We start from the raw sequence: 23,751 nt of genomic DNA on the forward strand, positions 1-23,751 counted from the left end.
CCAACGGTCCATGCCCGGCTCCGCGGCGACGACACCGCTGCTGGTCGCAAGCAACGTCCGCAAGCAGTACGGCAGCGTGGAGGTGCTGAAAGGCATCTCGCTGACCGTCAACGCCGGCGAGGTCATGTGCCTCCTGGGCCCCTCCGGCTCGGGCAAGTCCACGTTCCTGCGCTGCATCAACCATCTGGAAAGGATCGACGGCGGACGCATCTCCGTGGCCGGCGAACTGATCGGCTACGCCCAGCGCCAGGAGCGGGTTTTCGAAATGAATCCGCGTGAAGTCGCCCGGCAACGCCGCAGCATCGGCATGGTGTTCCAGCGCTTCAACCTGTTCCCGCACATGAGCGCCCTTGAGAACATCTGGGCCGCTCCCGTGGGAGTGAAGAAGGTGCCGAAGCAGCAGGCGCTCAAGCGCGGAATGGAGTTGCTGGACCGGGTGGGTCTGGCGCACCTGGCAAAGGCGTATCCGGCGCAGCTTTCTGGCGGCCAGCAGCAGCGGGTCGCGATTGCCCGGGCGCTTGCCATGGACCCCCAGCTGTTGCTGTTCGACGAGCCAACGAGCGCACTGGACCCAGAGCTTGTCGGCGATGTCCTCGACGTGATGCGGACACTCGCCGCCGACGGGATGACCATGATTGTGGTTACCCATGAGATCGGTTTCGCCCGCAGCGCCGCGGACAATGTCGTCTTTATGGATGGCGGCGTGGTGGTGGAATCGGGTGCGCCGGCAGCGGTGTTGGATAACCCGCAGCATCCGCGGACCATCGCGTTCCTCGACAGCGTCATGTAGCCGGGCCGTGCCTCGAACGTCCGTGACAATCCCATCCCTATCCCTCTCTTGAATTGCGAGTTCCAAATGAAAATCTCCCGCGCCACCATCGCGCTCATCGATGTTCCGCTGTTGGAACCCTTTGTGGTTTCTTATGCCACCTACGGCTCAATGCCGAGCATCATCCTGACCCTTGAGACCGACGACGGTTTGGTGGGCTACGGCGAGAGCGTTCCGGATGGACATATCACCGGAGAAACGCCGACCGGAACGGTCGAAGCCCTCAAGACCGAGTTGGTTCCGGCCATCCTCGGGATGGATCCGCGGGACATCACGGCCATCCATCAGCGGCTCGACCAAGTTCTCAGGGGATGCGGTGCGGCGAAGGCTGCGGTCGACATTGCCTGTTGGGATCTGGCCGGCAAGGCGGCTGGGCGCCCGATCTACGCACTCTTGGGCGGCCGCAGGGCAGAGCAGCCGTCGATCGCCAGGGTGATGAGCATCCTGGAGCCTGAAGTGCTCGCCGAACAGGCGGTTCAGGCACGGAGCGAGGGCTACCGGCACCTCAAGATGAAGCTCGGCAGCGGCGACGGGCAGGATATCGAACGCGTGCGGGCCGTGCGGTCGGCAATTGGGGCCGATCTGGCAATCCGGGTGGACGCGAACCAGGGGTGGGGCGATCCCGCTACGGCGCGCGTCATGATCCGGGCCCTTGAGCCGTTCGGTATCGATTGGATAGAGCAGCCAATCCTTGCTGACGACATCGATGGATTCCGATTGCTCCGCCAGGACACGAGCGCACGGCTCATGGCCGACGAATCCGTGGTGGATGTCGACGATCTGGCACGGTTCGTCCGCGACCGCTCGGTGGACATGGTCAACCTGAAACTCATGAAGAGCGGGGGCATCACGCCCTGCCACCGTTTGGCGACGCAGGCTGAACTCGGGGGACTCAAAGTGCAGATCGGTTCCATGCTGGAGACCAGCATCGCTTCGGCTGCAGGGTTCCATCTGGCACTTAGCCACCCCAACATCGTTTCCACTGAACTATCAGGTCCGATGAAATTCGCGAAGGAACCGGGGGACCTGCAGTACGTTCTTCCCGACGTCCAGATCACCGAACGCCCCGGCCTCGGCGTCGAGGTGGATACTGACATCCTTGCCGAACTCACCGTGAGCGAGTGTGATGTGGTCGCGTGACGAGCCCTCGTCATAAACAGGCAGAACGGGCGGGCCGGCGGGTGGTTGCATGGGAAACCACCCGCCGTCGTTGTTCTCGAAAATGCTTGCCCCGGGTCTCAGGAGACGCGGGCCAGGAAACTCCGGGTCCGCTCGTGCTGCGGGTGGAGCAGGACTTCGTTCGGTGCCCCCTGCTCCACGATGACGCCGTTATCCATGAACGCGACCACGTCTGCTACTTCGCGGGCGAATCCCATCTCATGGGTAACCACGATCATCGTCATGCCCGAACGCGCCAGCTTCTTCATGACCTCCAGCACCTCGCCCACCAGTTCCGGGTCTAGCGCGGACGTCGGCTCGTCGAAGAGCATCACGTCAGGGTCCATGGACAGGGCCCGGGCGATGGCAACGCGCTGCTGCTGGCCGCCGGAGAGCTGGGACGGATAGTTTCTGACTTTGTCGGCCAAGCCCACCTTGCCCAGCAAATCGCGTGCCTTCGCCTCCGCCTCGGCCCGTGGGGTCTTGAGCAGCTTCAGCGGGCCGTGCATGACATTCTCCAGCGCAGTCATGTGGCCGAACAGGTTGAAGTTCTGGAAGACCATGCCGATTTTCGACCGGCGCTTGTTGATTTCGCTTTGCCGGGCTTCCATCAACTGATCGCCCTTAACGTCATAGCCGATCATCCGTCCGTCCACCAGGATGGCGCCGGCCGTGGTCATCTCCAGGTGGTTCACGCAGCGCAGCAGAGTGGATTTGCCGGAACCGGACGGGCCGATCAAGCAGACCACCTGCTGCGGCTGGACGGTGAGGTTGATGCCTTTGAGTACTTCCACGTCTCCGAAACTTTTGTGGACGTTGAGGAATTCGACGGTTGCCATCAGCGGGCCGCCTTTCCGGCAATGAGGAAGTTGCCTTTCGAATAGCGCTTTTCCAGCTTGCCCTGGAAGTACGTCAGGATGGTGGTGAGGATGATGTACCAGATGCTGGCGACGATCAGCAGCGGAATCTGGCGCAGGTTCTGGGCGTAGATCTGCTGGGTGTTGTATAGCAGGTCACCCACCCCGATGACGATGACCAGCGAGGTGGTTTTCAGCATGGAGATCACGTTGTTGCCCACCGGCGGAATGATCACCTTCATGGCCTGCGGAATCACTACGTGCCACAGCGTGGACATCTTGCTGAAGCCCATGGCCCGGCTGGCTTCAGTCTGGCCATGCGGGACGCTGAGCAGGCCGGCGCGGACGATCTCGGCCATGTAAGCTCCCTCGTTCAGACCGAGGCCGAGGATGGCCGCAGTCATGAGGGAAATGACGTCATTGGTGTTCCACTCGACGAAGTTCGGTCCGATGAAGGGGATGCCGATCCCGATCTTCGGGAAGAGTGCCGCGGCGAAGCCCCAAAAGAGCAGCTGCACCAACAACGGGGTCCCGCGGAAGAACCACACATACGCTCCCGCGACACCGGCTAGGAGCCAGTTATCGCTCATCCGCATGACCGCGACCAGCAGCCCGACAACAAACCCGATGGCCATGGCGATGAAAGTCAGCTGCAGCGTGGTCAGCAGACCGCCGAGGATCCTGGTGTCGAAGAAGTACCGGGCTACCACATCCCAGCCGAAGCCCGGGTTGGTAACCAGCGTGATGCCCGCGATGAGGATGCAGAATGCGACGGCGATGATTGCCACCACCTGCCCGGGCCGCTTCCGCCTCAGCACCGGTTTACCGGTTAGCGCGAGGTAGTCGATGTCTGTGCCAGGCAACCCGGATGCCGGGGCGGGCTTGCTCGTTCGTTCCATGGTCATGATGTCTGGGCCTGGCCTTCCTGATTTGTCCGGCTCACTTGGCGGGGTTGATCTGGGACTCTTCCACTGCGGTGTTGCCCAGGCTCCAGGCCTCCATGATCTCCGTGTAGGTGCCGTCGGCGATCAACGAGTCGATGGCGGCCTTGAAAGCGTCCGCAAGCTCCTTGTCCTTCTGGTTCACGACGACGCCGGCCAGCGATGGTTCGACGAGGATGTCCTCGACGGCGGCGAAGACATCGGGCTGCAGTTGCGAATAGTAGGCGATCAGTGCGCCGTCGGCTGCCATTGCTGACGCTCGGCCGGTTGCCACTGCCTGGTTCACATTGTCCTGCTGGGGGAGCACCAGCTCTGTAACCTCTTCCTTCCCGGCCTTCTTGCACTCTTCCTGGAAGCTCGGCAAGACGCTCAGGGCCTGGGTGGTGCCGGTCTGGGCGGCGACCGTCTTGCCGCATAGATCCAGGACCGAAGCGATGCCGTCGGGATTGTCCTTCGTAACCATGACCGAGGTGCCCCCTTGCATGTAGCTGACCATGGTGACCCGTTCTTGACGTTCCGGGGTGATGGAGAATGCCGCCCAGGAGGCGTCGTACCGCTCTGCCTCGATGCCGGCGAGGATGCCGTTGAAATCTCCCTTATTGATCGTGATGTCCAGGCCCATCTTCTTGGCAGCGGCCAGAGCCATGTCCGGTTCCAGTCCGACGATGTTGCCCTTGTCGTCGGTGAAGTCAATGGGTGCGTAGGTCGGATCCGTCACCAGCTCCATGGTCCCTTTGTCCTTGAGGTCCTGCGGGACGAGTGCGCTGACGGCGGGGTCTTCTTCCACGGCCTGCGCCGCCTCCTGGCCGCCTGCGCCCAGCACCGGCCCTGCAGCTTGGCTGGCGCCTTCACCGCCGGACGAGGCAGCGCTCTCGGAGTTTGTGCAGGCTGTAACACCTGCCATCAACGCGAGTGCGGTGACCGTGAGGCAAGAGTTCCGGAACATCGTGTTCATGGTGCGCCTTCCATTGGCGAAGAGTTTAAGAGAAGTGTTGATAACTTCAATATGTTCAACTTATTATTGGAGTGGCACGTATCACTGTCAAGGATTATTTTGAAGACATGCCTGCACGGGACCTCCTGCCGGCCACAGCGGAAGTGCAATCAGAAGGAGTAAGCGGTGGGCGGATCAAGAATTAAACATGCCGTGACGGACGAAGCGATCGCAGAGCGCCGGCTGGCCATCGTCAACCACACAGCTGCCATCATCTCGAATTCAGGGGTTGACGGCTGCTCCTTTGCCGCGGTCTCGGAGGCGAGCGGTTTCAGCATCGGCATGATCCAGCATTACTTTCGTACGAGGGACCGACTGATCCTGGCGACCATCGACCACCGGATCCACGAAGCCGAAGAGGAATGGCGCGAGATCGCCTCCCGCGGCGCGAACGCGTTGGCTAAGATCCGTGACCTGCTGACGTTCTCCGTGGAAGGGGACAGGTCCTTCGCGGACGCGTGGGGCTTCTGGCTCGAGCTGTACGCCGCATCGCATAAGGACCCGGCCATGCGGCAAGAGGTCAACACCATTCTCGAGTTGTGGCGCAAGTTCTTCCTGGACGTCCTGGAGGAAGCGGTTGCCGAGGGCAGCATCAATCCCGTCCATGACCCCGAGGACGCGGCCCGGCTTCTGCTCGCCGTCGTCGACGGTCTCGCCATCCAGACCGTGAACGGAACCTACGGGAGTAGCCCCGAGGACATGCGGCGCTTGCTCTATCGCTTTGCCGCCGCCGAACTGGGCGTTGATACATCCGCATGGGAGTCCACGCTCGCCTGCGCAGCAGAACACTGACCAGCCGCTATTCCCAGCCGATTCCACTTTTGCGCAACGCCAACAGAACGAGGAAGTTCATGACCATCACCTCCTTTCCGTCCTTCAGGGCAGCGGACCTGTTCGCAGCTCGTGCCTCCGGCTACAAACCGTCGCCCGTGCGCGAGGTCTTCGACATCTCCATGCAGCCGGGGATGATTTCCCTGGCCGGCGGCAATCCGGACCTGAGCGTCCTGCATCTCGACGCGCTCGCGGATACGGCGGCCGAGCTGGTCCGCACCCAGGGCTTGGACGCGCTGCAGTATGGCGGGGGCGGCGGGACCAGGGAGTTGCAGGAGCTCATCTGCTCGGTCATGGCGGCCGAAGGAAACCCGGCACTTCCCGCCAACGTGCAGGTAACTGCGGGGTCCCAGATGGCGCTTGAACTGCTGGTCAAGCTCTTTTGCGATCCGGGGGACGTCATCCTTGCCGAGGGCCCTACGTACGTTGGCGCCATCAGCGTCTTCGACGGTCTCCAGGCCGACGTGGTTCATGTCCCCATGGACGACGACGGCCTGATACCCGGGGAACTTGAGCGGAAAATAGGCGAGCTGGCTGCCGAGGGCAAACGGGTCAAGCTGCTCTACACCATCCCCAACTTCCATAATCCCTCCGGCGTCACCCTCTCTGCAGGGCGGCGGGCGGACGTCGTCCGTATCTGCAGGGCGGCGGGGCTGGCCATCATCGAAGACAATCCTTATGGCATGCTCAGCTTCGATGGCCTCTACCTGCCGAGCCTCCACCAGCTGGACCCGGAGAACGTGTTCTACCTCGGTTCCTTTTCCAAGATTTTCTCCCCAGGGGTTCGTGTGGGCTGGGCGGTAGTGCCCGATGGCGTGCGCCGGCAACTGCAACTGGCCTCCGAAGCGACCACCATTTGCCCCTCTGTTCTGAGCCAGATGCTTGTGCAGGAGTACCTGCGCCAAACCGACTGGCGCCAAACCTTGGCCACAGCCGCGGACCTCTACCGGGACCGCTGTGAGGCCACGATGACAGCGCTTGCGGACTTCACGCCAGCCGGCACCACCTGGACTGAACCCACCGGAGGCTTCTTCACCTGGGTGACCCTTCCCGAGGGCATATCCGGTGAAGACGTGATGCACCGGGCGATCGGCCACAAGGTTGTATTTGTGCCCGGCAGCGCTTTCTATTCCGACGGGGACGGTGGCAACCAGCTGCGCATCGCGTTCTCCTTCGAGAGGCCTGAACGGCTGCGGGAAGGCGTCCGGCGCCTCGGACTGGCCATCGCGGAGAGCATCCAGGGAGCCACGGCATGAGCACGGTGGATACCCTGAAGCAGCGGGCCGAGGCGGCGCTAGAGGCGGGACTGGACCGGATTGTCGACTTCAGCCATCGACTCCATGGCAGTCCGGAGATTGGATTAGAGGAGGTCAAAGCCTCTGCTTGGCTGGTGGCCGAGCTGGAAGCACTCGACCAAGCACGCATAGAGCACGGACTGGGTGAACTTCCCACCGCCGTGCGGGCCGAGGCCGGACATGGCGGACTCGTCCTAACCATCTGCGCGGAGTATGACGCGCTCCCCGGGATCGGGCACGCGTGCGGGCACAACATCATCGCCGCCGCAGCCCTCGGTGCGTTCACGGCCTTGGCTCCGCTGGCCGACGAGCTTGGCGTGACCGTCCGCTTGCTGGGAACGCCTGCTGAAGAAACTGCGGGAGGCAAGATCATCATGCTCCAGCAGGGTGACTTCGACGGAACCCATGCCGCGATGATGGTCCACCCAAACGCGCATGACGAGTCCGCGATGAGGCCATACGCATGCTCCGGCTACAGGGCCACCTTCCGTGGCCGGAGCGCCCACGCATCCGCGGCACCCCATGAGGGTATCAATGCACTCGACGCCCTGACGGTCGCCTTGGCCGCCATCGGTCTTGCCCGCCAACAGCTGAAACCGAACCAGCAAATCCACGGCTACGTGCTCAACGCGGGCTCCGCACCCAACGTCATCCCCGACAAGGCCACCGGCGAATGGATGGTACGCGCGGACTCGATGGAGTCCCTTGACCAGGTAACCAATGTCCTCCACCGCTGCCTTGAAGCAGGTGCGGTTGCCAGCGGCTGCCAGCTGGAAATCGACCAGACGGGCCACAGCTTCGCAAACCTCAAGACCGACGGTCCTATGGCCGACTTGTATAACGCCAATGCCAGGGCGCTGGGCAGGAGTCCTCGCGAGGAAGCGCTGTTGGCCGGATCGACGGACATGGGTAACGTGTCGCAGTACTTTCCGTCGATCCATCCCATGATCGGACTCGGCGATGACTGCCCGCCGATCCACAGCGCCGAATTCGCAGACTTCGCCATCTCCCGTGCCGGCGACCAGGCGGTTCGGGACGGTGCCCTTGGCATGGCGTGGACCTGTATTGATCTCGCCACCGATCAGGCGCAACGGCACCGGCTGCTGGCGGGAGGCGGATGACAAACGCTTAGCTTTTCTTCGGATTATCCGCAACACGACGACGGGTGGTTGCGTATAAAACGCAACCACCCGTCGTCGTTATCTAGATGGACTTCGGATGCCAGACGCGTGAGCCGCTGGTGTCCGTGGAGTAGTCCGGCCAGGCCAGCTCGGTAGGTGGCATAAAGTCCGGTTCCAGCAGAGCCGGCATGGGATCTTCTGCCACCCGGCGATCAAATTCGGTCCGGGCGTCGGCCAGGACATCGGGTCGGGTAAGCAGGTCAATAAAGGTGCCGGTAATCGTCTTGCCGGCGGTCTCGATGGTGGGATCAATGGTTTCCGGTATGCCGCCGAGGGCGTTCATAACCCAGCCGGGGTAGGCGCCCTGGCCCGGGGCGGGTTTGAGTGCGGGACGGGAGACATAGAACCGGACCGTGGGAGCGTAGTGCGTCATCTCTACGTAGTCGTCACTGGTCCAGTTTTTCTGCCATGGCGCCATGTGCTCGCGCAGCGCCGCCTCCGCGTCCTGCGGCGTGATCAGCTGTTCGCACTCGTCAAGGAACGGCTTGTCCAATGGCTCGAGGCCGAGGTTCTGCTGGATGTTCTGCGCGGCCGCGACGGCGTCCGGTCCATAGCTTGGGGCGCCGACAGCTTCGAGGTTGCCGTAGAGCGTTTGGGCCAGCACGTGGTTGGTCCGTCCCGGCCGGTTCCGCGCCACCCACGTGGTTTCCAACCGGCAGTGGGCCATTGCGGCGGCATGCTCGGCGTTACGGTCCAGCACGGTAAGGACGTGTTCGGCCATTTCGATGGTGGGACAGCGCCAGGAGTACTGGATCTGTGCTATCCGCGCCGGCAGGTTGTCGGCGGTGGCTTGACCCTGGGTAAAGATGGCGTCGGAGAGAGACCAGCCGCCGAAGCTGGGCAGCATGGCATCCTGCATGATTCGCGACGACGAGTACATGCTCATCAGGGCGACGTTGGCTCCCGGCGCGCGGGCCGCGGAGTGCGAGGCGGGAATGGGGGAGTTGGGGTTGGCGGAGAGCTGCCAGGTTTCGGGCTGGTCGCACACGAAGGTGTAGACCTTGCTGTAGTAACTGCCGCACTGGGTATCCCAGCGGGCGGTGTTGCATAGCGGCAGCATGTAGAAGGGGTGGAAGCTGACAATGGCATCCACGCCGTCGTAGTAGCCGCGCAGGCCGTGCACCACTTTGGAGCCCTGGACCTTTTCGGCCGGTTCCCCGGTGTACTTCAGCGTGCCCGAAATCCCATACACCTCCATGGCGTGCTTGGTGGCCAGCAGCCCGGCCAGGGTGGAGATGCCCAGCGCCGAATGCGGGTCTGTATGGCCCGGGGCGAATTCGCTGAGGCCGTCGCGCGGTTCCTGCTGGTGGCCGGCGGCCTGGCAATTGCCGGGCACGGCGTCGTACTCGGCGTAGGTCAGCAGGACCGGGCCCGGGCCGTTGGTCCATTCCGCGGCGAAGGCTGTGGGCATGCCGCCGCTGCCGGCTTCTACCGCGAAGCCTTCCGCACGGAGACGGTCCACGTACCAGGCAGCGGACTGGAACTCACGCCACGCGGGCTCGGCCAGCTCCCAGATGTGCCGGTGCCATTGGCTCAGCCGACCCATATTGGCGTCGATCCAGACCCGGGCGGTGGCTTTGGCTTCGTCTGTCAGACCGGCCGGACCAGCGGCCTGACCGGAGAGTACTTCCGTCATGAGTGTTCCTTCAGGTGCAGTAGTTAGAGACTCGCGGCGATTTCGGCGAGCGGGACATGGATGAGCTGCAGGCCGCCGTCGGCCGAGGCGGAGCGCAGGGCGTCGCCGAGCTCAGCGAGGGTCGCAGCGCGCTGGCCGCGTCCGCCGAAGGCATCAGCCAGGGCAGGCCAGTTGGGCTGGGACAGGTTGACGCCCACGGGCTCCATGCCACGGTCGCGTTCATTTTGCCGGATTTCCGCGTAGCCGCCGTTGTCCACGCAGACCACGGTCAGGTCCAGTCCCTGTTCCACAGCGGTGATGAGTTCCTGGATGGCGAACATCAGGGCCCCGTCGCCCGCCACACACACCACTTGGCGGTCCGGCGCGGCGATCTTGGCGCCGATCGACGCCGGCAGGCCGTAGCCGAGGGTGGCATACGCGGGGGTGTAGAGCAGGCTGTGCGGCTGCTGCTGCGGGATGAACGACGACGTCCCGAAGTAGGTGATCTGGGAGGAGTCCCCGCCGATGATTGCGTCTGCCGCCACGTTGGCGGCGATGGTCTCGCTGACCGCGGCGAGCTCGGGCGAGAGGGCGCGGGCCTGCTCCTCGAGTTCGGTCCGCAGGGCGGCGAAGTCGGCCACCGGGGCCCGATGCCCGTCGAGTTCTGCCAGCAGCTGGGGCACGACGGCGGCGGCGTCGCCTACCAGCCCGATGTCCGCCGGAATGTTCTTATCCAGTTGGGTGCCAAGGATGTCGATGCGGATTACGCCGCCGCGCGGAGTGACGGAGCCGCCCCACATTTCCGCCTCGCCCACCTTGGAGCCGATGACCAGAAGCACGTCCGCGTCATCGGCCAGCTGCTGGGCACGGGGCAATCTTATGTTGGAGCCCAGGGAGAGCGGGTGGTCTTCCGCAATGGCGGCCTTGCCGTTGAGCGTGGTGATCACAGGCGCCTGCAGCCGCTCGGCCAGCCTGCGCAGGTTGTCGCCCGCGTGGAGCGAACCGCCGCCGGCCAGAATCACGGGACGCACCGCGGAACGCAAGCCAGCAGCGGCAGCTGCCACGGCGCCGTCGTCTGCCTGAACGGGCTCAAGCAGCGGCAACGCCTCCAGCAATTCCGGCGGGCAGCTGTGCCGGCTTTCGAGGACGTTGAGCGGAACCTCGATGTGGACCGGGCGGGGACGGCCGTAGCGGAACAGTTCGAACGCGTCGTGGACTGCCTGCACCGCTTCCTGGGCGCTGTGCACTCGCCGGCTCCACTCCATAACGGCGCCGGCGGCGGCGGAGGCGTCCTTGGTCTCATGCAGCGAACCGTTGTCGGAGAACTCCGATCCCTCGGGCACGCCGGGGGAGAGGACAATCAGCGGGCGGGACTCGCAGTAAGCAGTCCCCGCGGCGGAGAGGGCGTTCAGCAGCCCGGGACCGGAGGTGGTGATAACGACGCCGGGAAGTCCTGTCTGCTGGGCCCAGCCATCCGCGCCGTAGCCGGCGCCTTGCTCATGCCGTGTGGTGACCGGCCGGATGCCCAGCGGCGCCAAATGGCGGTAGAACTCCAGGTTGTGGGTGCCGGGGATGCCGAAAATCGTGTCGATCCCGTAGTTGCGCAGGACACTCATGATGGCAAGGCCCGCATTGTCCGCAGGGATCTGCACCGGTGCCACAGGCGTTTCCTGATCCAGTGTTTCCATGATTGGGGGCCTCCTAAGCCGATGCCGTAGCGGTCAATTGGGCGCCTGTTGATCCTGGTGCTTCGCCCGATGGGGTGGCGTACTGGCAGACGCCGTTGATCCAAGTCTGCAGCACGGCGATGCCGCCGATCTCTTCCGGAGCCACGGCCAGCGGATCAGCAGAGAGCACGGCGAAGTCCGCGCGCTTGCCGGCCTCCAGCGAACCGAGCTCATCCTCGCGGCCCAGCGCTTTGGCGCCGTTGAGGGTATGGCCGACGAGTGCGTCGTAGGCCGAGATGCGGAGGTTGTCGGCGCCGAGCCGGTGGCCCAGCCGGGTCATGCGGGTGACTGCTGCCTGAATGGCCTCGAGGGGACGCGGTTCCGCCACCGGGGCGTCAGAGCTCAACGTCACGGTAACCCCTTCGGCGATGAACTCACCCAGAGGATTGAAGCGCTCGCCTGGTGTGCCGATGGCGGCCGTGACCCCTTCGCCCCAGTTGTAGTAGTGCTGCGGCTGGTTCACCGGGTAGATGCCCGCCGCAGCCATCCGCCGGATCTGGTCCGGGGTGGGCAGTCCGCAATGCTCGATCCGGTGCCGGGCGTCCGCGTCCGGGCGTTCTGCCTGGGCCTGCTCGATCGCGGAGATGACCATCTCCAGCGCAGTGGGCGACTGAGCATGGGTGGCCGTCTGGAGCCCGGCAAGGTGGGCCTTGCGGATCAGATCGGCGTAGTCAGCCGGATCATGGTAAAGCTGGCCGGTGCGGCAGGGATCGCCCACATAGCCGTCGGGGAAGTACGCGGTCCAGCCGCCGAGGGTGCCATCGGCATAGAACTTGATGCCGGCGAAGCTCAGATGGGCGTTGCCGAACTGCCCCTGCAGCCCCATGTCCAGCGCGTCGTCGAGCAGGTGGGAGAGCAAGTACATGCTGATGCGGGTCTTGAGCTGGTTTTCCTCGGCCAGCCGCAGGTACATGTCAAACTCGCGCTTGGATACCTGGCAGTCGCCGATGGCCGTCACGCCGCCGGCCAGGAAGTTCTCCTGCGCAGCGCGCAGCTGGCGAAGGTGCTCCGCGGGCTCATCGGCAAGGTGGAAGTTTGGGCCGTGATGACCTACTTTCACGCCTTCAAGGCCGGTCAGGATGTTGCAGGCAGCGTCCGAGAGCTCGCCGGTCAGCTCGCCGTCGTTGTCCCGGAAAAACACCCCGCCCTTCGGATCCGGCGTCGCGCTGGTGATTCCGTGCAGTTCGAAAGTGTAGGAGTTGACCACGCCGCCGTGGCCGGAGGCGTTCATCAGGTAGACCTCGCGGTCCGTGGCCACCCGGTCCAGTTCGTGGCGGGTGGGGTGGCGGCCCTCGGCGAGGTTGCGGTGTTCGTAACCGTACCCACGCACCGGTTGCCCGGCCGGAGTGTTGCGGGCGGCAGCTTGCAGCAGCGCGATGATCTCCGGAATGCTCGCGGCTTTTCCCGGACCGCAGTCCACCCAGCTCATCATCTGTCCCAGCATGAGAGGGTGGGCGTGCGGATCGATGAAACCGGGAACGACGGCGGCAGCGCCGAAGTCCTGCAGCTGCGGTTCCACGGTGGAGACGTTGGCCGCGATTGCCCGGCAGTGCTCGAGGGTACCGGTGGCGACGATGTTTCCGCCGAGGACGAGCATCGCCTCGGGTGCCTGTTCACCATCCGCGAGCGTGTGGATGGTTCTGGCCGTCACGAGCACGGGAACATGACCGTAGGACTGCTGTTCGAAATGCTTGAGTTTGCGCAAGATCTTGCTCCTGTAGGGTGCTTGCCGGCGGACTAGGTCCGGGCCGGCTCCAGCGGAAAGATGGGGGTGTCCGGCGTGCCGGTGGCGTACCAGCTGGCCACGTTCTGGGCCTGCTGCCGGACGTATTCAGAGTCGGTGTGGTCGGAGAAGTAGGCCACATGCGGAGTCACCAGAGCGCGTGGATGGGTCACCAGCGGATGGTCGGCAGCCGGAGGTTCCTGCTCCAGCACGTCCACCGCAACCCCGGCGAGGTGACCGGCATCGAGCGCCTCCACCACGGCCTCGACGTCGATCAACTGGCCGCGGCTGACATTGACCAGGAAGCTGCCAGCGGGCATCCGTGCGATGGTTCCCGCGTTCATCAGTTTGTCCGTCTCTGGGGTCAGCGGTACATGGAGCGAGAGCACATGCGAGGTCTCCAGAACCTCATCCAGTCCGGTGCGCCTGATTCCTGCCATCTTGAGCTCCGCCTCCGTTTCGGGTGTATCGGGGAGCATCGGATCGTAGCCGATGACCTCGCCGAAGGTGGGGGAGGCAAGCTGGCCGAAGCGGCGGCCGATCCGGCCAAGTCCTACCAGCCCGAGCCGGCGGCTGCTCAACCGCAGGGGTGCCCGGTCGTTACGGATGTTCCACTCGCCATTGTTTACAGCCTGGGCGAAAAAGGGGAGATCGCGGACGGCGGCCAAGGCCAGCGCCAGCGCGTGGGTGGCCACTTCCTCGGTGGCCGCGGCCGGAATGTTCGTCAGCCAGATGCCGCGGCGGCGGGCTTCGTCGAGGTCCACATTGTTGTAGCCAACGGACATCAGCGCAATGATGCGCAGATCTGGCAGCTTGTCCAGGAGATCTGCGTCGATCTGTGCGTAGCCGACGAGGAGAGCGGTGGCTTTCGCTGCTTCACGGGCGATAACTGCAGGATCCTGGCTGCTGGCGTAGCGTACATCGAATCCCGCCGCCTCGAGGAGGCTCACACCGGCAGCGAAGTCGGTGTCGTCCATGTCCGTGTAGACAGCCAGTGGACGGTACTGCTTGTGGCTCTCAATGGACATGGCTCAGGAACTTCCTTGTGCGTTCGTGCTGCGGGTGGTTGAAGAATTGGTCTGGGGCGGCCTGCTCTACGATCACACCACCGTCGAACAGACTCACCTCGCTGGCCACACGACTGGCGAAACGTGTCTCGTGCGTGACCACGATCATGGTCATACCGTCGGCCGCGAGCTTTTCCATCACATCGAGGACCTCGCCGACCAGCTCCGGATCCAGTGCGGAGGTGGGTTCGTCGAAGAGCATGACCGAAGGATTCAGGACCAGGGCCCGGGCAATGGCGACGCGCTGTTGCTGTCCGCCGGAGAGCTCCGAGGGGTAGTGCTCCGCGCGGTGGTCCAGGCCGACGCGGTTGAGCATCTCCATGGCCTGTTCCCGCGCTGCGTGGTGCGAGATTCCCTTGACTGAGGTCATCCCCAGCATCACGTTCCGCACGGCCGACAAATGGGGAAAGAGATTGAACTTCTGGAACACCATGCCGATTTCCTGGCGTTGCCTTGCCAAGAGGCGCTCGGGCAGGTGGACGGTACGCCCATGCTGGAGCTTCGTGCCGATGGTTTCGCCTCGGAGCTGGATGGATCCGTCGTCGGCTGGCTCCAATAGCGCCATGAGCCTGAGCATCGTAGATTTACCCGACCCCGACGGCCCCAGGACCGCCTTGACTTGGCCTTTGCGGATGTCGAACTCGACACCCTTGAGCACTTCCTGCCCCTGATACGACTTGTGCAGGTTCTTGACCTGCAGGATGGGCTGGTCCACGACAGCGGCCTCCTGAACAATCTCGGCACTTTGGGTCATCACAGGCCTGCTTTCGCGGCAGGAGCCAGAACGCGGCTCTTCTTTACTTTCACCTTCGAGGTCCAGGCGAACTTCTTTTCCAAGGCATTCTGGGCCAGCGTCAGCAGCGTCACGATGATCAGGTAGTAGATGATCGCCGCGGCATAGTACTCGGCGTAGCGGAAGGTGATGTTTACGCCGACCTGGGCCGTGGTCAGTAACTCCCGCAGGGAGATGACCGAGGCCAGGGACGAGTACTTCACCAGCCCAATGAACTCGTTTCCGGTAGGAGGCAGCGCAATCCGGATGGCCTGGGGGAGAGTGATCTTGAGCATGACCTTCGTCGGCGACATACCGAGCGCGCGGCCGGCCAAAGCCTGGCCCTCATCCACGCTCAATAGAGCAGACCGCACAATTTCCGCCATGAACGCAGCTTCCACCAGTCCGAGTCCGACGAAGGCCGCGATAAACGGGGTGAACCAGTCCTGGCGCAGGGCGGGAATGATCTGCGGCAAGGCGTTCCACATGATCAGAAGAACCAGGAGCGCGGGAATGGCGCGGAAAAACCAGACATAGATGCTGGCAGGTGCTTGGAAACTCTTCCTGCGGGAGGTCCTGCCCAGTGCAAGGAAGAAGCCGATGACTGTGGCTAGGATGAGCGACAGTACGGCAACGGCCACTGAGATCAGCGCACCCCACATGTATTCGGTGCTGACCAGTTGTTGGAAAAAGATATCGGGATCGAAAAGCATGATTTCACTTCCTCATGGATGGGAACGCCGACGAACGTGCCGGCACTCCCATCAGTGGGATCAGTAGACGTCGAGGATTGCGGGATCGAGGTTGTACTTCTCTGCGATTTCCGCCAGCTTTCCGTTCTCGTGCAGTGCCTTAAGTCCCTCGGCGATCGCAGGAGTAAGCTCATCTCCCTTGCGGCTGAAGACGCCGAACTGGGTATCGGTCTCGAATACTCCGGGAGCAACCTGCAGCTTCCCTTCGTTCTGCGTCTCCATATAAGAAGCCGCCACGTTCGTTTCGACAAGAGCATCGGCCTTGCCGTTGAGGACTGCCAGGACCGTTTCGGCCGTCTTCGGGTATTCCGTCAAGCGCGGCGCCTCTTTGCCTTCAGCCTCGCACTCGTCAGCGAGGTCCTTGATCCTGGCCGCGTTGCTGGAGGCGGCCTGTGCGGCCACGGTCAGTCCGCAGAGATCTGCGGGAGATGCCAATTCGCTCGCCTTGGCCGGTGCTGCGAGGACCGCCGGACCTGCATTCATGATCGGTGCAGCATCAGCGACCTGAAGCCGGTCTTCGCTCATGTAAAGACCGCCAAGAATCATGTCGCAACGCCGAGTCTGCAGTCCCGGCATCAGTCCGTCGAATGCCGTGACTTCGAACTTCACCTCGACGCCCCAGTGCTCAGCCAGTGCGCGGCCGGCATCAGCGTCAAAACCGATGATGTCACCGCCCGAGCCATCCGAGTAGTACTCAAGGGGCGGGTATTCGGGATCGATGCACAACGTTGCCTGACCATCATTGACGAGTCCGGACGGTGCATTCTCCGACGAAGCAGCGGCTCCTTCGCCGCCGGCGGAAGATCCGCAGCCTGCCAATGCCAGCAACGCTGCTGACGCTGCAACTGTGGAATAGATCGACTTGCGCATGGAAATCTCCTGAGTACAGGTAGTGGGCAACTATTGCTGACAGGTGCCCGCTGAACGGTATGAAGATGATTCTGTGTCACTTGCCACCATCCGTCAACCAATTTTTTTGTTGAATATCGCTTCTACGACTTAAATGATGAGTGTCTTGGTCATTTTTTCAACGTTAGGCGGAAGAATCCGTGCTCAGACGATAAATTTGTTGCTGAAGCTAAAATTTAGTTGATATAAACAGTGGATGGGCGATCTTGAAGAGCGATTAGTGCGGCACCTGCAGCAAGACGGGCGTGCCTCCTTCAGCGAACTGGCCAAGACCTTGGACACCAACCGCGCAACAGTTGCGGCTCATGTAAATGCGCTGCTGGAGTCAGGGGAGATACGGATCGTTGCAGCCGTACACCCGCGTGTGCTGGGGCTCAACTGTCTCGCGCACATTGCCGTTCAACTGAGTGGGGACCCTGTTCCAGTGCTCGAAGCAATGGAAGCCATGGAGAGTCCGGTTTTCATCTCCCAGACGACTGGCCCGTATCACTTGGCCGCTGAACTGCGTATGCCAACGCTTGCTTCCATGTATGAGCAGACTGAGTTGATTCGTACCCTGCCTCAAGTCGCTTCCGTCAACGTCACCGTCTATGAGCGGGTTATCCGAAGCTTCTTCCTGGGGGCGGAACCAAAGTTGATGGATCTTGAACTGGATGAGTACGACTTGCGGCTGATGAACCTCCTCCAACGTGATGGCCGTGCATCCTTTGCCGAGATGGCGGCGGAAGTAGGGCTGTCGTTAAGTGCCTGCCGAACAAGGGTGCTCAAGCTGATCAACGCCAATGTGATGCAGATAGGCGCTATCCGGCGCCGGGCGGACACGTCCCAGGCCATGGCGTTTGGGTTTGGCCTCAGCACCTCCGGTATTGAGGAAGCGGTCCGGTATCTCGAGGATGTACCGGGTGCAGAGTTCATCGTGAAATGTTTCGGGCACTACAACCTGATTGCAACGGTGGGAGTGGCGTCCCTGGGGGAGTTCAACCGTGTAGCTGCCGGTCTCCGTCAACTCGCTTCTGTCACCACTGTCGATACTTGGCTTCACGCCGACATCGTTCGCGAACGCTATGAGAAACCGCTTGATACCTTGGTCGCTGGAATCCCAGACGCGAAGCTCGAGTCAATCGGATAAGAGCAACGAAGCGCACACGCTTCAATACCCGCATTTCCGTCACGGTGCTATTCCTAACTCCAGCTTTGTTCAATCTGGTCGTCCTCCTCACAGCCGGGGTGGGAAGGACGAATGTGTGAGCTGAAGCACTTCTTGTTCCTGCCGATAGGCTCGTCCTTAACCGACGGCCACGCAGCCCGCCGGCCCGCCTGTTTCCAGAAGGGGGAAGGAATTGGCTGATGAGATGGATGACGTTTTCGTACTCTCCGGACAGCCGCAGGAGTTGGACGCTATCCTCGAATCTTTGCAGCGCAGTATCAGGGCCAGCCTGGCCCGGGCACACAGGGGTCTTGGGTTCTTCGATACGCCCCGCGACGGGAGTGCAGCAGCCCAAACCTATGCCGGTAATCAGATGAACGGCTTTCCGACTGGCTCGCCGAGATGGGAGTTATCAGTCGTAGCCTCAGCTAGGTGTCTCCGCAGGAATCGCAGAGGCGTTCATTCCGTCCCTAGATGTTGCGCTCGGCTTTTTTGGGAACTCGCACGCCACGTTCATGACCTTTGCCGCACTCGATGGATGAGCCCGGTCAAGAGCCATAAGAAGGTGTCGGTTCTTACCCAGCTGCAGGCACATTCCACCTAGGTTGTAGAGGAAGTTTTCCTTCTGGTGACGTCAGGCTACCCCGCCGGCGCCGTCGCTCGCGTCCGTGCTCTGTACGAGTTGACCATTACCGCCCGGGCGCTGAGCAGATCGGACGAGGAAATTGCGGAGCGGTACAGCTGCAGTCATCTGTTCGAAGTCCACCGGCAGTGGACGAAGTTCGGATCCCCATACGATCAGCTCAACGCGGAAGAGCAGATGGACCTCGACCTGTTGGAGGACAGGAGGAATGCCGCGAAAAAGCGATTCGGGCCCAAGATAGACAACGGTAACGGCTACAGCTGGGCTGCGCCGCCCTCCGAATGCTGGCCGAACTTTGCAATGCTGCTGTCAGGCTCTACGGCGATGAAGCGTTTATCCATAATGTTCGGCGCTTTTGGTTGCCTCAGGGCCGCAATTTCCGAGCGTCAGGTTACACCGCTGCTAAGACCGGATAAGTAGATTGGGACTACACGAGGGGTGCTGTGCCAACGGTTCCGCCGGGGACGAGGGCGCCGTCGAGCTGTTCGTGGATAAGCCCGGGCTGCTCACCGGCGATCAGCTGCGCCATGTTCTGAATGCTGCGCTGGGCGAGGCGCTCCACAGGAATCCGCAGGGTTGTCAGGTCCAGCAGGTCACTGCCCGGGAGGACGCCGTCGCAACCCGAGACCGACACATCAGCCGGGACGGAAAGCCCTGCGGCCTTCATGGCCCGCATCACGGCTAGCTGGCGCCGGTCGGTAGGGCACATGACAGCTGTTGCCTTCCCCGCCGTCACTAAGGCCGCTGCGTCGGCGGCACCGTCTTTGGGGCCGCTGACCGGCAGTCGAGTGACTGTTGCGCCAGATTCCTCAAGGACTTTGGCCATTGTGGCGCCCCGGATGTATTCCGGATAGGACTGATCCTCCGGGGTGATGAGAACTGCCACTTTGCGATGGCCGTAGCCTGCAACGTGTTCGGCCAGCTTCCGCCCATTGTTTTCCTCGGCGTAGGAGACAGCATGGATCGCGGCGGCGGGCTCTGGCCTGCCTGCCCGCAGTATCGGCAGACGCTGGCTAAAGGGAGCGAGCTGGTTGGCAGCGACACTTCCCGTCGCCACAATCAGTCCGGCCACACGCATGCCAATCAGCCGGTTCAGGCTGTCGAGCTGACGCACGCTCGTGGGATCGTCTGTAATCGTCATGCTGATGAGCGTGATGCCCGCCTGATGGGCGGCGTTTTGCAGCTCGGTGAAAAGCAGGCCGTAGGCCGGGTTTGCTGCATCCCTGAGGAGCAGGCCGACCGTGTTGTTCTTGCGCGACGCGAGGTCGCTGGCCATGACGTTGGGGACGTAGCCGAGACGATCAACGGCGTCGAGGACGAGCGCGCGTGTCTGAGGCGAGAACCGGCCGCGGTCCTGGAGTACACGGGAAACCGTCGCCCTGGAGACGCCTGCGGCCTTGGCTACATCGACCATTGTTAGTTCCCGCGGTTTATTCTCGGGTTCGACGATGGATTCCATGTCCTTACCGTCCCACGTATTCGCCGAGAGCGACGGCGGCCTGGTCGCCTGAACGCCCATGCTGTTCCCTGAGCCAGCGGTAATCACGAAGCAGCCAGGGCCAGTCTGTCTGGATGACGTTGGCGCCGAGTTCAAAGAGCGGTTCCCACCCGGTGGCGGGCGAACCCAGGACAGCTTCCTCGTCGTCGTAATTCGCGAACAACGCGGTACCTGTAGAGAGGACTTCTGCGTTGACGAAGGTGAACACTCCGGCAGTATTCAGAACCCGGTGGATTTCCGGGTCGAGGAAGGCGCTGCCGGGGCCCGGGGCGATGAGCTCCACGCCTACGGTGTTAAGCTCCTCGTCGCGAAGATGGAACTGGGCTTCTTCCAACGTGCGGCAGATGGGCATGAACGGGAACTTGACGGGGGAAGCGCGCAGGTCGCTGACGGCCTGGTGGTTGCCCGCGGCGCACTTCAGCAGGAGCTGGTCCGGCATATCCAACTCGGCCAGGATGGGCAGCAACGTTGGCCACCACTGCCACGATCTGTCCAGATTGAACAACGTGCTTTCCCTGAAGAAAGAGAGCAGTTCCACCAGCGGCTCCACCGAAGCCGTCCGGCCGGGCCTGTCGATCCAGCGGTAACGCAGCTCGCTGATTTCCGCGCCGTCCATGGCGCGCATGTCCTTGTCCACGCCGCACAGGCGGAGTTCGTTGCCGTCGTGGAAGGCGAAGAACTCCCCGTCGGTGGATCCGACGACGTCGATCTCGATGATGTCGCCGCCCGACGCCACGGCCGCGGTCACCGCAGCGGCGGTGTTCTCCACGATGCTGCCGCTGGCCGTTCCGCGGTGGACCGCGATGAGTGTGCCGTAGTTGCCGAAGCGTTCGTTCAGCCGGCTGTTGACGCCGGAGTACTGTTCCTGGCCGAAGTTCATGCCTGCTCCTTCCCGGCTGCACACGCAGGGGCCGGAACCGCCACCGGTGACGACGCCGCAGGTTCCGGTTCCCTCGCGACAAAGGTGGCAACGCGTTTCCGGGACTTGCGTACCGAGCGGCCATAGACCAGATACATCGTGGTGCCGGTGATGATCATCAGTAGCACCGTATAGACGAACGTGTTGGCCACGGCGTCGACGCTGGCGGCGCCGTCGGTATTGGCCTTGATCACCAGCCCGAGCGGCTGGAACAGCGGGTGCGCCAGGAACACGGCGGTGTCGTAGTCATCGAGCAGACTGTTGAAGTTCAGCGCGGTGATGGCTGCGGCCGTGGGGAGGACGAGGGGAAACAGGATGCGCCGGAAGGTGTAGAGCGTGGAGGCGCCCATGTTCCGTGCCGCCTCTTCCATGGAGTCGTTGACGGAGGCGAAGGCCGCCTTGAGCATCCGCAGGGTGAAGGGGATCTTGCCGATGACGAAGGCGATCAGCAGGATGACGGTGGTTCCGGTCAGGACGGTGCCGCCGACCAGGGGATTGGGATGGTCGTAGCTCATGATCAGGCCCAGGGCGATCATGGCGGCCGGCAGGATCCACGGAATATGCAGCAGGTACTCGAAGGCGGCGGTAAGCCAGTTTCGGTATTTCTGCAGGATCCGCGCCACGAACAGCAGGCCGCCCACGGCGATGCAAGACGCCAGGGCACTGTAGACGATGCTGACCAGGAACGGCCGCAGTCCGGCGTCGGAAGTCAGCACGCGGACGTAGTTCTCCAGTGTCAGTTCGGCGGGGGAGAAGCGGCCGGCCTGGATGGCCGAGCTGTCCATGAACGAGTACAGGATGATCAGCACCACCGGAAGGCTGTACAGCACGAAGAGGACGTACGCGACGGCGTGCACCGCGAAGTTGGCACCCGGATGGGCGATCTTCCGCTTCTGCAGGGTGGACGAGACCTTGGAGACGGAAAAGTACGTCCCGGTCTTTTCCACCTTGGTGAGGACCGCAAGCAGGACGATCGTAGCCAGGCCGAGCACCAGGGAGAGCAGGGCGGCCAGGTCCCGCGAGGCGGGACTGGTGGAGAAATTCAGGATCATCGGCGCGATGGTCTGGAACTCCCTCCCGCCAAGGACCTGCGGTGCGCTGAGGGCGCCGAGGCCGGTCAGGAAGGACAGGATGGTCACGGCGAAGAGCATCGGCTTGAGCATGGGCAGCACGATCCTGCGCAGGATGGTCCACTCCGAGGCCCCCATGTTCCGGGCCGCTTCGATGGTCTGCTGGTCCACCTTGTTCAGCGCCGCGGAGACGAAGAGCATGTGATTGGTGGTGGTAGCCAGGGTCATGACGAAGACAACGGCGAAGAAACCGGTGAACCACTGCGCGTTGAAGCCGGGGAACCACGCCAGCAGGAAACCGGTCATGATGCCGTCCTCGCCGTAAATAAACTTGTACCCGGCGGCGAGGACAATGCCCCCGTAGATGAAGGTGGTGGCGTACCCGAGCCACAGGACGCGCGAGCCCCGGAGGTCAAAGTACTGCGTGGCCAGCACGATGAAAATCCCGACGACGTTCACAGTCACCGACAGCACGACGGCGAGCAGGAAGCTGTTGCCCAGGGACTGCATGGCCCGCTCGGAGGACAGAAGCTTTTCCACGGCACGGCCGGAGAACGCGCCGTCGGGCCAGAACGTCTCGAGGAGCAGGTTCAGGTTGGGCCAGACGAGGAAGGCAACGATCATCCACGTCAGGATCGCGCCCGACACCAGGACAAACGGGGACCGCAGCATGCCGCGGACGCTGGAAGAACTCATCGCGCAGCCGCCTCGGGCTGGCGCTGACCCGGGAGCACCCGCAGGCCGGTCCCGGTGTCGTAATGGAGGATGTGCTCCGGGTCTATGTAGAGCGTGACACGCTGGCCCGGCTGTGGCCCGCTGCCGCCGTTTTCCTTGTGCAGCACGTTGATCTCAGCGCCGTGGCAAAGGACCGTGTAGCGGCTGTACAGGCCGAAGTAACTGCGGGAAACCACGACGGCGTCCGCCGCCACGGCACCTGGCGCCGCGCCGGCGGGATCGAAGGCGGCCTTTTCCACGCGGAGGTAGGACGAGGTGCCCGCGCCCGTGCTCATGGTGTTGGCAGCAGTACCGGTCGCGGCGACGAAATCGGAGGTCAGGACGGAGCTCCCACCGATGAAGTTGCAGACGAACTCGGTGGCCGAGGTGTCGTAGATCTCGGCCGGAGTGCCCACCTGTTCCACCTGCCCCTTGTTGAAGACCGCGATGCGGTCACTCATGGAAAGGGCCTCTTCCTGGTCATGCGTGACGTAGACCGTGGTGATGCCGAAGTCGTGCTGGAGCTCCTTGAGCTGGTCGCGGAGCTGGTGGCGCAGCTGGGCATCGAGGTTGGATAGTGGTTCGTCTAGCAGCAGGATTTCCGGTTTGAGCACCAGCGCCCGCGCGATCGCCACGCGCTGCTGCTGGCCGCCGGACAGTTCGGAGACATTCTTTTCCAGCTGTGCCGGGGCGAGGTCCACGCGGACGGCGATCTCCCGTACCAGTTTCTCGCGGATGCTCTTGTTTTCTTTGCGGACCCGGAGGCCAAAGGCGATGTTCTCCCAGACGGTCATGGAGGGGAAGAGCGCGTAGTTCTGGAACACCATGCCGACACGGCGTTTGTCGCTGGGCAGGTGCGTGACGTCCTTGCCGCCGATATGGATGCTGCCGCCGGATGGCTGGACGAAACCTGCGAGGGAACGCAACGCCGTCGTTTTCCCGCAGCCGGAGGGTCCGAGCAGGGTGAAGAACTCGCCCTGCTCGATGGCGAGATTGAGGTTGGGGATGGCGACAAATTCATCGAAGGTGACGCGGAGATTGCTGAGTTGGATCATGGTGTTTCCTGCGTTGAGGGACGGGAAGTACGCGAGTGTGCCCGGGACCGGTCC

General features: G+C 62.9%; 20 protein-coding genes and 1 pseudogene. 7 read left to right on the forward strand and 14 right to left on the reverse strand.

What is annotated here, in order from left to right; all coding sequences use genetic code 11:
- The first annotated feature begins 10 nt into the window (after positions 1-10).
- Both J5251_RS11460 and J5251_RS11465 read left to right on the forward strand, forming a co-directional pair.
- A complete protein-coding gene (locus tag J5251_RS11460) occupies positions 11-790 on the forward strand; it encodes an amino acid ABC transporter ATP-binding protein (RefSeq protein ID WP_244250950.1) in 780 nt (259 codons plus the stop codon).
- Positions 791-856: 66 nt separating this feature from the next.
- Complete coding sequence (locus tag J5251_RS11465) at positions 857-1,969, forward strand: mandelate racemase/muconate lactonizing enzyme family protein (protein ID WP_208574050.1); 1,113 nt, start codon at positions 857-859, stop codon at positions 1,967-1,969.
- Positions 1,970-2,067: 98 nt separating this feature from the next.
- Here the strand turns inward: J5251_RS11465 and J5251_RS11470 are convergent, their stop codons facing one another.
- The 3 genes from J5251_RS11470 to J5251_RS11480 are packed head-to-tail and all read right to left on the reverse strand — an operon-like array spanning position 2,068 to position 4,740.
- Entirely contained in the window at positions 2,068-2,826 is a 759-nt protein-coding gene (locus J5251_RS11470) for an amino acid ABC transporter ATP-binding protein (protein WP_208574051.1), read from the reverse strand.
- The gene (locus J5251_RS11475) at positions 2,826-3,743 is read right to left on the reverse strand and encodes an amino acid ABC transporter permease (protein WP_139006224.1); all 918 of its coding nucleotides are present in this window, start codon (positions 3,741-3,743) and stop codon (positions 2,826-2,828) included. Before J5251_RS11475 ends, J5251_RS11470 begins: the two co-directional genes overlap by 1 nt.
- A gap of 40 nt (positions 3,744-3,783) precedes the next feature.
- Positions 3,784-4,740 carry an ABC transporter substrate-binding protein gene (locus J5251_RS11480; protein WP_208574052.1) on the reverse strand — a complete coding sequence of 319 codons (957 nt, stop codon included), beginning with the start codon at positions 4,738-4,740 and terminating at the stop codon, positions 3,784-3,786.
- A 165-nt stretch (positions 4,741-4,905) separates the two neighbouring features.
- Between J5251_RS11480 and J5251_RS11485 the strand changes: the two genes are divergently transcribed.
- The 3 genes from J5251_RS11485 to J5251_RS11495 are packed head-to-tail and all read left to right on the forward strand — an operon-like array spanning position 4,906 to position 8,026.
- Positions 4,906-5,571, forward strand: coding sequence for a TetR/AcrR family transcriptional regulator (locus J5251_RS11485; RefSeq protein ID WP_139006222.1), 666 nt, complete (start codon positions 4,906-4,908; stop codon positions 5,569-5,571).
- A gap of 59 nt (positions 5,572-5,630) precedes the next feature.
- A complete protein-coding gene (locus J5251_RS11490) occupies positions 5,631-6,866 on the forward strand; it encodes a PLP-dependent aminotransferase family protein (protein ID WP_208574053.1) in 1,236 nt (411 codons plus the stop codon).
- A complete protein-coding gene (locus tag J5251_RS11495) occupies positions 6,863-8,026 on the forward strand; it encodes an amidohydrolase (RefSeq protein ID WP_208574054.1) in 1,164 nt (387 codons plus the stop codon). Before J5251_RS11490 ends, J5251_RS11495 begins: the two co-directional genes overlap by 4 nt.
- Positions 8,027-8,108: 82 nt before the next feature.
- On the opposite strand, the gene J5251_RS11500 is transcribed toward J5251_RS11495, so the two are convergent.
- Genes J5251_RS11500 through J5251_RS11530 form a run of 7 tightly spaced genes read right to left on the reverse strand, consistent with a single transcriptional unit; the run spans position 8,109 to position 16,612 of the window.
- Positions 8,109-9,722: an amidohydrolase gene (locus J5251_RS11500; RefSeq protein WP_208574055.1), complete on the reverse strand. Its 1,614-nt coding sequence runs from the start codon at positions 9,720-9,722 to the stop codon at positions 8,109-8,111.
- Positions 9,723-9,745: 23 nt separating this feature from the next.
- The gene (locus tag J5251_RS11505) at positions 9,746-11,389 is read right to left on the reverse strand and encodes a thiamine pyrophosphate-binding protein (RefSeq protein ID WP_244250638.1); all 1,644 of its coding nucleotides are present in this window, start codon (positions 11,387-11,389) and stop codon (positions 9,746-9,748) included.
- A gap of 13 nt (positions 11,390-11,402) precedes the next feature.
- Positions 11,403-13,133: an amidohydrolase gene (locus J5251_RS11510; RefSeq protein ID WP_208574056.1), complete on the reverse strand. Its 1,731-nt coding sequence runs from the start codon at positions 13,131-13,133 to the stop codon at positions 11,403-11,405.
- A 32-nt stretch (positions 13,134-13,165) separates the two neighbouring features.
- Complete coding sequence (locus tag J5251_RS11515; protein WP_208574057.1) at positions 13,166-14,179, reverse strand: C-terminal binding protein; 1,014 nt, start codon at positions 14,177-14,179, stop codon at positions 13,166-13,168.
- A complete protein-coding gene (locus tag J5251_RS11520; RefSeq protein WP_279633591.1) occupies positions 14,169-14,972 on the reverse strand; it encodes an amino acid ABC transporter ATP-binding protein in 804 nt (267 codons plus the stop codon). Before J5251_RS11520 ends, J5251_RS11515 begins: the two co-directional genes overlap by 11 nt.
- Positions 14,972-15,703 carry an amino acid ABC transporter permease gene (locus J5251_RS11525; RefSeq protein ID WP_139006216.1) on the reverse strand — a complete coding sequence of 244 codons (732 nt, stop codon included), beginning with the start codon at positions 15,701-15,703 and terminating at the stop codon, positions 14,972-14,974. Before J5251_RS11525 ends, J5251_RS11520 begins: the two co-directional genes overlap by 1 nt.
- Before the next feature lie 60 nt (positions 15,704-15,763).
- Positions 15,764-16,612 (reverse strand): transporter substrate-binding domain-containing protein, encoded by an 849-nt coding sequence (locus tag J5251_RS11530; protein WP_208574058.1) that lies wholly within the window; start codon positions 16,610-16,612, stop codon positions 15,764-15,766.
- 235 nt (positions 16,613-16,847) lie between these two features.
- Between J5251_RS11530 and J5251_RS11535 the strand changes: the two genes are divergently transcribed.
- A complete protein-coding gene (locus tag J5251_RS11535; protein WP_208574059.1) occupies positions 16,848-17,780 on the forward strand; it encodes an Lrp/AsnC family transcriptional regulator in 933 nt (310 codons plus the stop codon).
- A gap of 640 nt (positions 17,781-18,420) precedes the next feature.
- A pseudogene (locus tag J5251_RS11540) lies at positions 18,421-18,861 on the forward strand (DUF5677 domain-containing protein); the annotation flags it as partial.
- A gap of 7 nt (positions 18,862-18,868) precedes the next feature.
- On the opposite strand, the gene J5251_RS11545 reads toward J5251_RS11540, so the two are convergent.
- From J5251_RS11545 to J5251_RS11560, 4 genes are read right to left on the reverse strand one after another with little or no spacing between them, the layout of a single operon-like run.
- A complete protein-coding gene (locus tag J5251_RS11545) occupies positions 18,869-19,960 on the reverse strand; it encodes a LacI family DNA-binding transcriptional regulator (RefSeq protein WP_208574061.1) in 1,092 nt (363 codons plus the stop codon).
- Positions 19,905-20,819, reverse strand: a complete 915-nt coding sequence (locus tag J5251_RS11550; RefSeq protein ID WP_208574062.1) for a glycerophosphodiester phosphodiesterase family protein — start codon at positions 20,817-20,819, stop codon at positions 19,905-19,907. Before J5251_RS11550 ends, J5251_RS11545 begins: the two co-directional genes overlap by 56 nt.
- Positions 20,816-22,624 (reverse strand): ABC transporter permease, encoded by a 1,809-nt coding sequence (locus J5251_RS11555; protein WP_208574063.1) that lies wholly within the window; start codon positions 22,622-22,624, stop codon positions 20,816-20,818. The genes J5251_RS11550 and J5251_RS11555 overlap by 4 nt, the downstream gene beginning before the upstream one ends.
- Complete coding sequence (locus J5251_RS11560; protein ID WP_208574064.1) at positions 22,621-23,697, reverse strand: ABC transporter ATP-binding protein; 1,077 nt, start codon at positions 23,695-23,697, stop codon at positions 22,621-22,623. Before J5251_RS11560 ends, J5251_RS11555 begins: the two co-directional genes overlap by 4 nt.
- Between the last annotated feature and the right edge of the window lie 54 nt (positions 23,698-23,751).

The sequence above is a fragment of the Arthrobacter crystallopoietes genome, from assembly GCF_017603825.1.
GTDB classification, from domain to species: Bacteria; Actinomycetota; Actinomycetes; order Actinomycetales; family Micrococcaceae; genus Crystallibacter; species Crystallibacter crystallopoietes_B.

Bases quoted from the DNA above. Each gene is read 5' to 3' on its own strand.
- J5251_RS11470 (WP_208574051.1), bottom strand. From the start codon at position 2,826: ATGGCAACCGTCGAATTCCTCAACGTCCACAAAAGTTTCGGAGACGTG.
- J5251_RS11525 (WP_139006216.1), bottom strand. From the start codon at position 15,703: ATGCTTTTCGATCCCGATATCTTTTTCCAACAACTGGTCAGCACCGAA.
- J5251_RS11555 (WP_208574063.1), bottom strand. From the start codon at position 22,624: ATGAGTTCTTCCAGCGTCCGCGGCATGCTGCGGTCCCCGTTTGTCCTG.
- J5251_RS11500 (WP_208574055.1), bottom strand. From the start codon at position 9,722: ATGACGGAAGTACTCTCCGGTCAGGCCGCTGGTCCGGCCGGTCTGACA.
- J5251_RS11480 (WP_208574052.1), bottom strand. From the start codon at position 4,740: ATGAACACGATGTTCCGGAACTCTTGCCTCACGGTCACCGCACTCGCG.
- J5251_RS11545 (WP_208574061.1), bottom strand. From the start codon at position 19,960: ATGGGCGTTCAGGCGACCAGGCCGCCGTCGCTCTCGGCGAATACGTGG.
- J5251_RS11495 (WP_208574054.1), top strand. From the start codon at position 6,863: ATGAGCACGGTGGATACCCTGAAGCAGCGGGCCGAGGCGGCGCTAGAG.
- J5251_RS11460 (WP_244250950.1), top strand. From the start codon at position 11: ATGCCCGGCTCCGCGGCGACGACACCGCTGCTGGTCGCAAGCAACGTC.
- J5251_RS11505 (WP_244250638.1), bottom strand. From the start codon at position 11,389: ATGGAAACACTGGATCAGGAAACGCCTGTGGCACCGGTGCAGATCCCT.
- J5251_RS11560 (WP_208574064.1), bottom strand. From the start codon at position 23,697: ATGATCCAACTCAGCAATCTCCGCGTCACCTTCGATGAATTTGTCGCC.
- J5251_RS11515 (WP_208574057.1), bottom strand. From the start codon at position 14,179: ATGTCCATTGAGAGCCACAAGCAGTACCGTCCACTGGCTGTCTACACG.
- J5251_RS11535 (WP_208574059.1), top strand. From the start codon at position 16,848: ATGGGCGATCTTGAAGAGCGATTAGTGCGGCACCTGCAGCAAGACGGG.
- J5251_RS11520 (WP_279633591.1), bottom strand. From the start codon at position 14,972: ATGACCCAAAGTGCCGAGATTGTTCAGGAGGCCGCTGTCGTGGACCAG.
- J5251_RS11465 (WP_208574050.1), top strand. From the start codon at position 857: ATGAAAATCTCCCGCGCCACCATCGCGCTCATCGATGTTCCGCTGTTG.
- J5251_RS11530 (WP_208574058.1), bottom strand. From the start codon at position 16,612: ATGCGCAAGTCGATCTATTCCACAGTTGCAGCGTCAGCAGCGTTGCTG.
- J5251_RS11475 (WP_139006224.1), bottom strand. From the start codon at position 3,743: ATGGAACGAACGAGCAAGCCCGCCCCGGCATCCGGGTTGCCTGGCACA.
- J5251_RS11550 (WP_208574062.1), bottom strand. From the start codon at position 20,819: ATGAACTTCGGCCAGGAACAGTACTCCGGCGTCAACAGCCGGCTGAAC.
- J5251_RS11490 (WP_208574053.1), top strand. From the start codon at position 5,631: ATGACCATCACCTCCTTTCCGTCCTTCAGGGCAGCGGACCTGTTCGCA.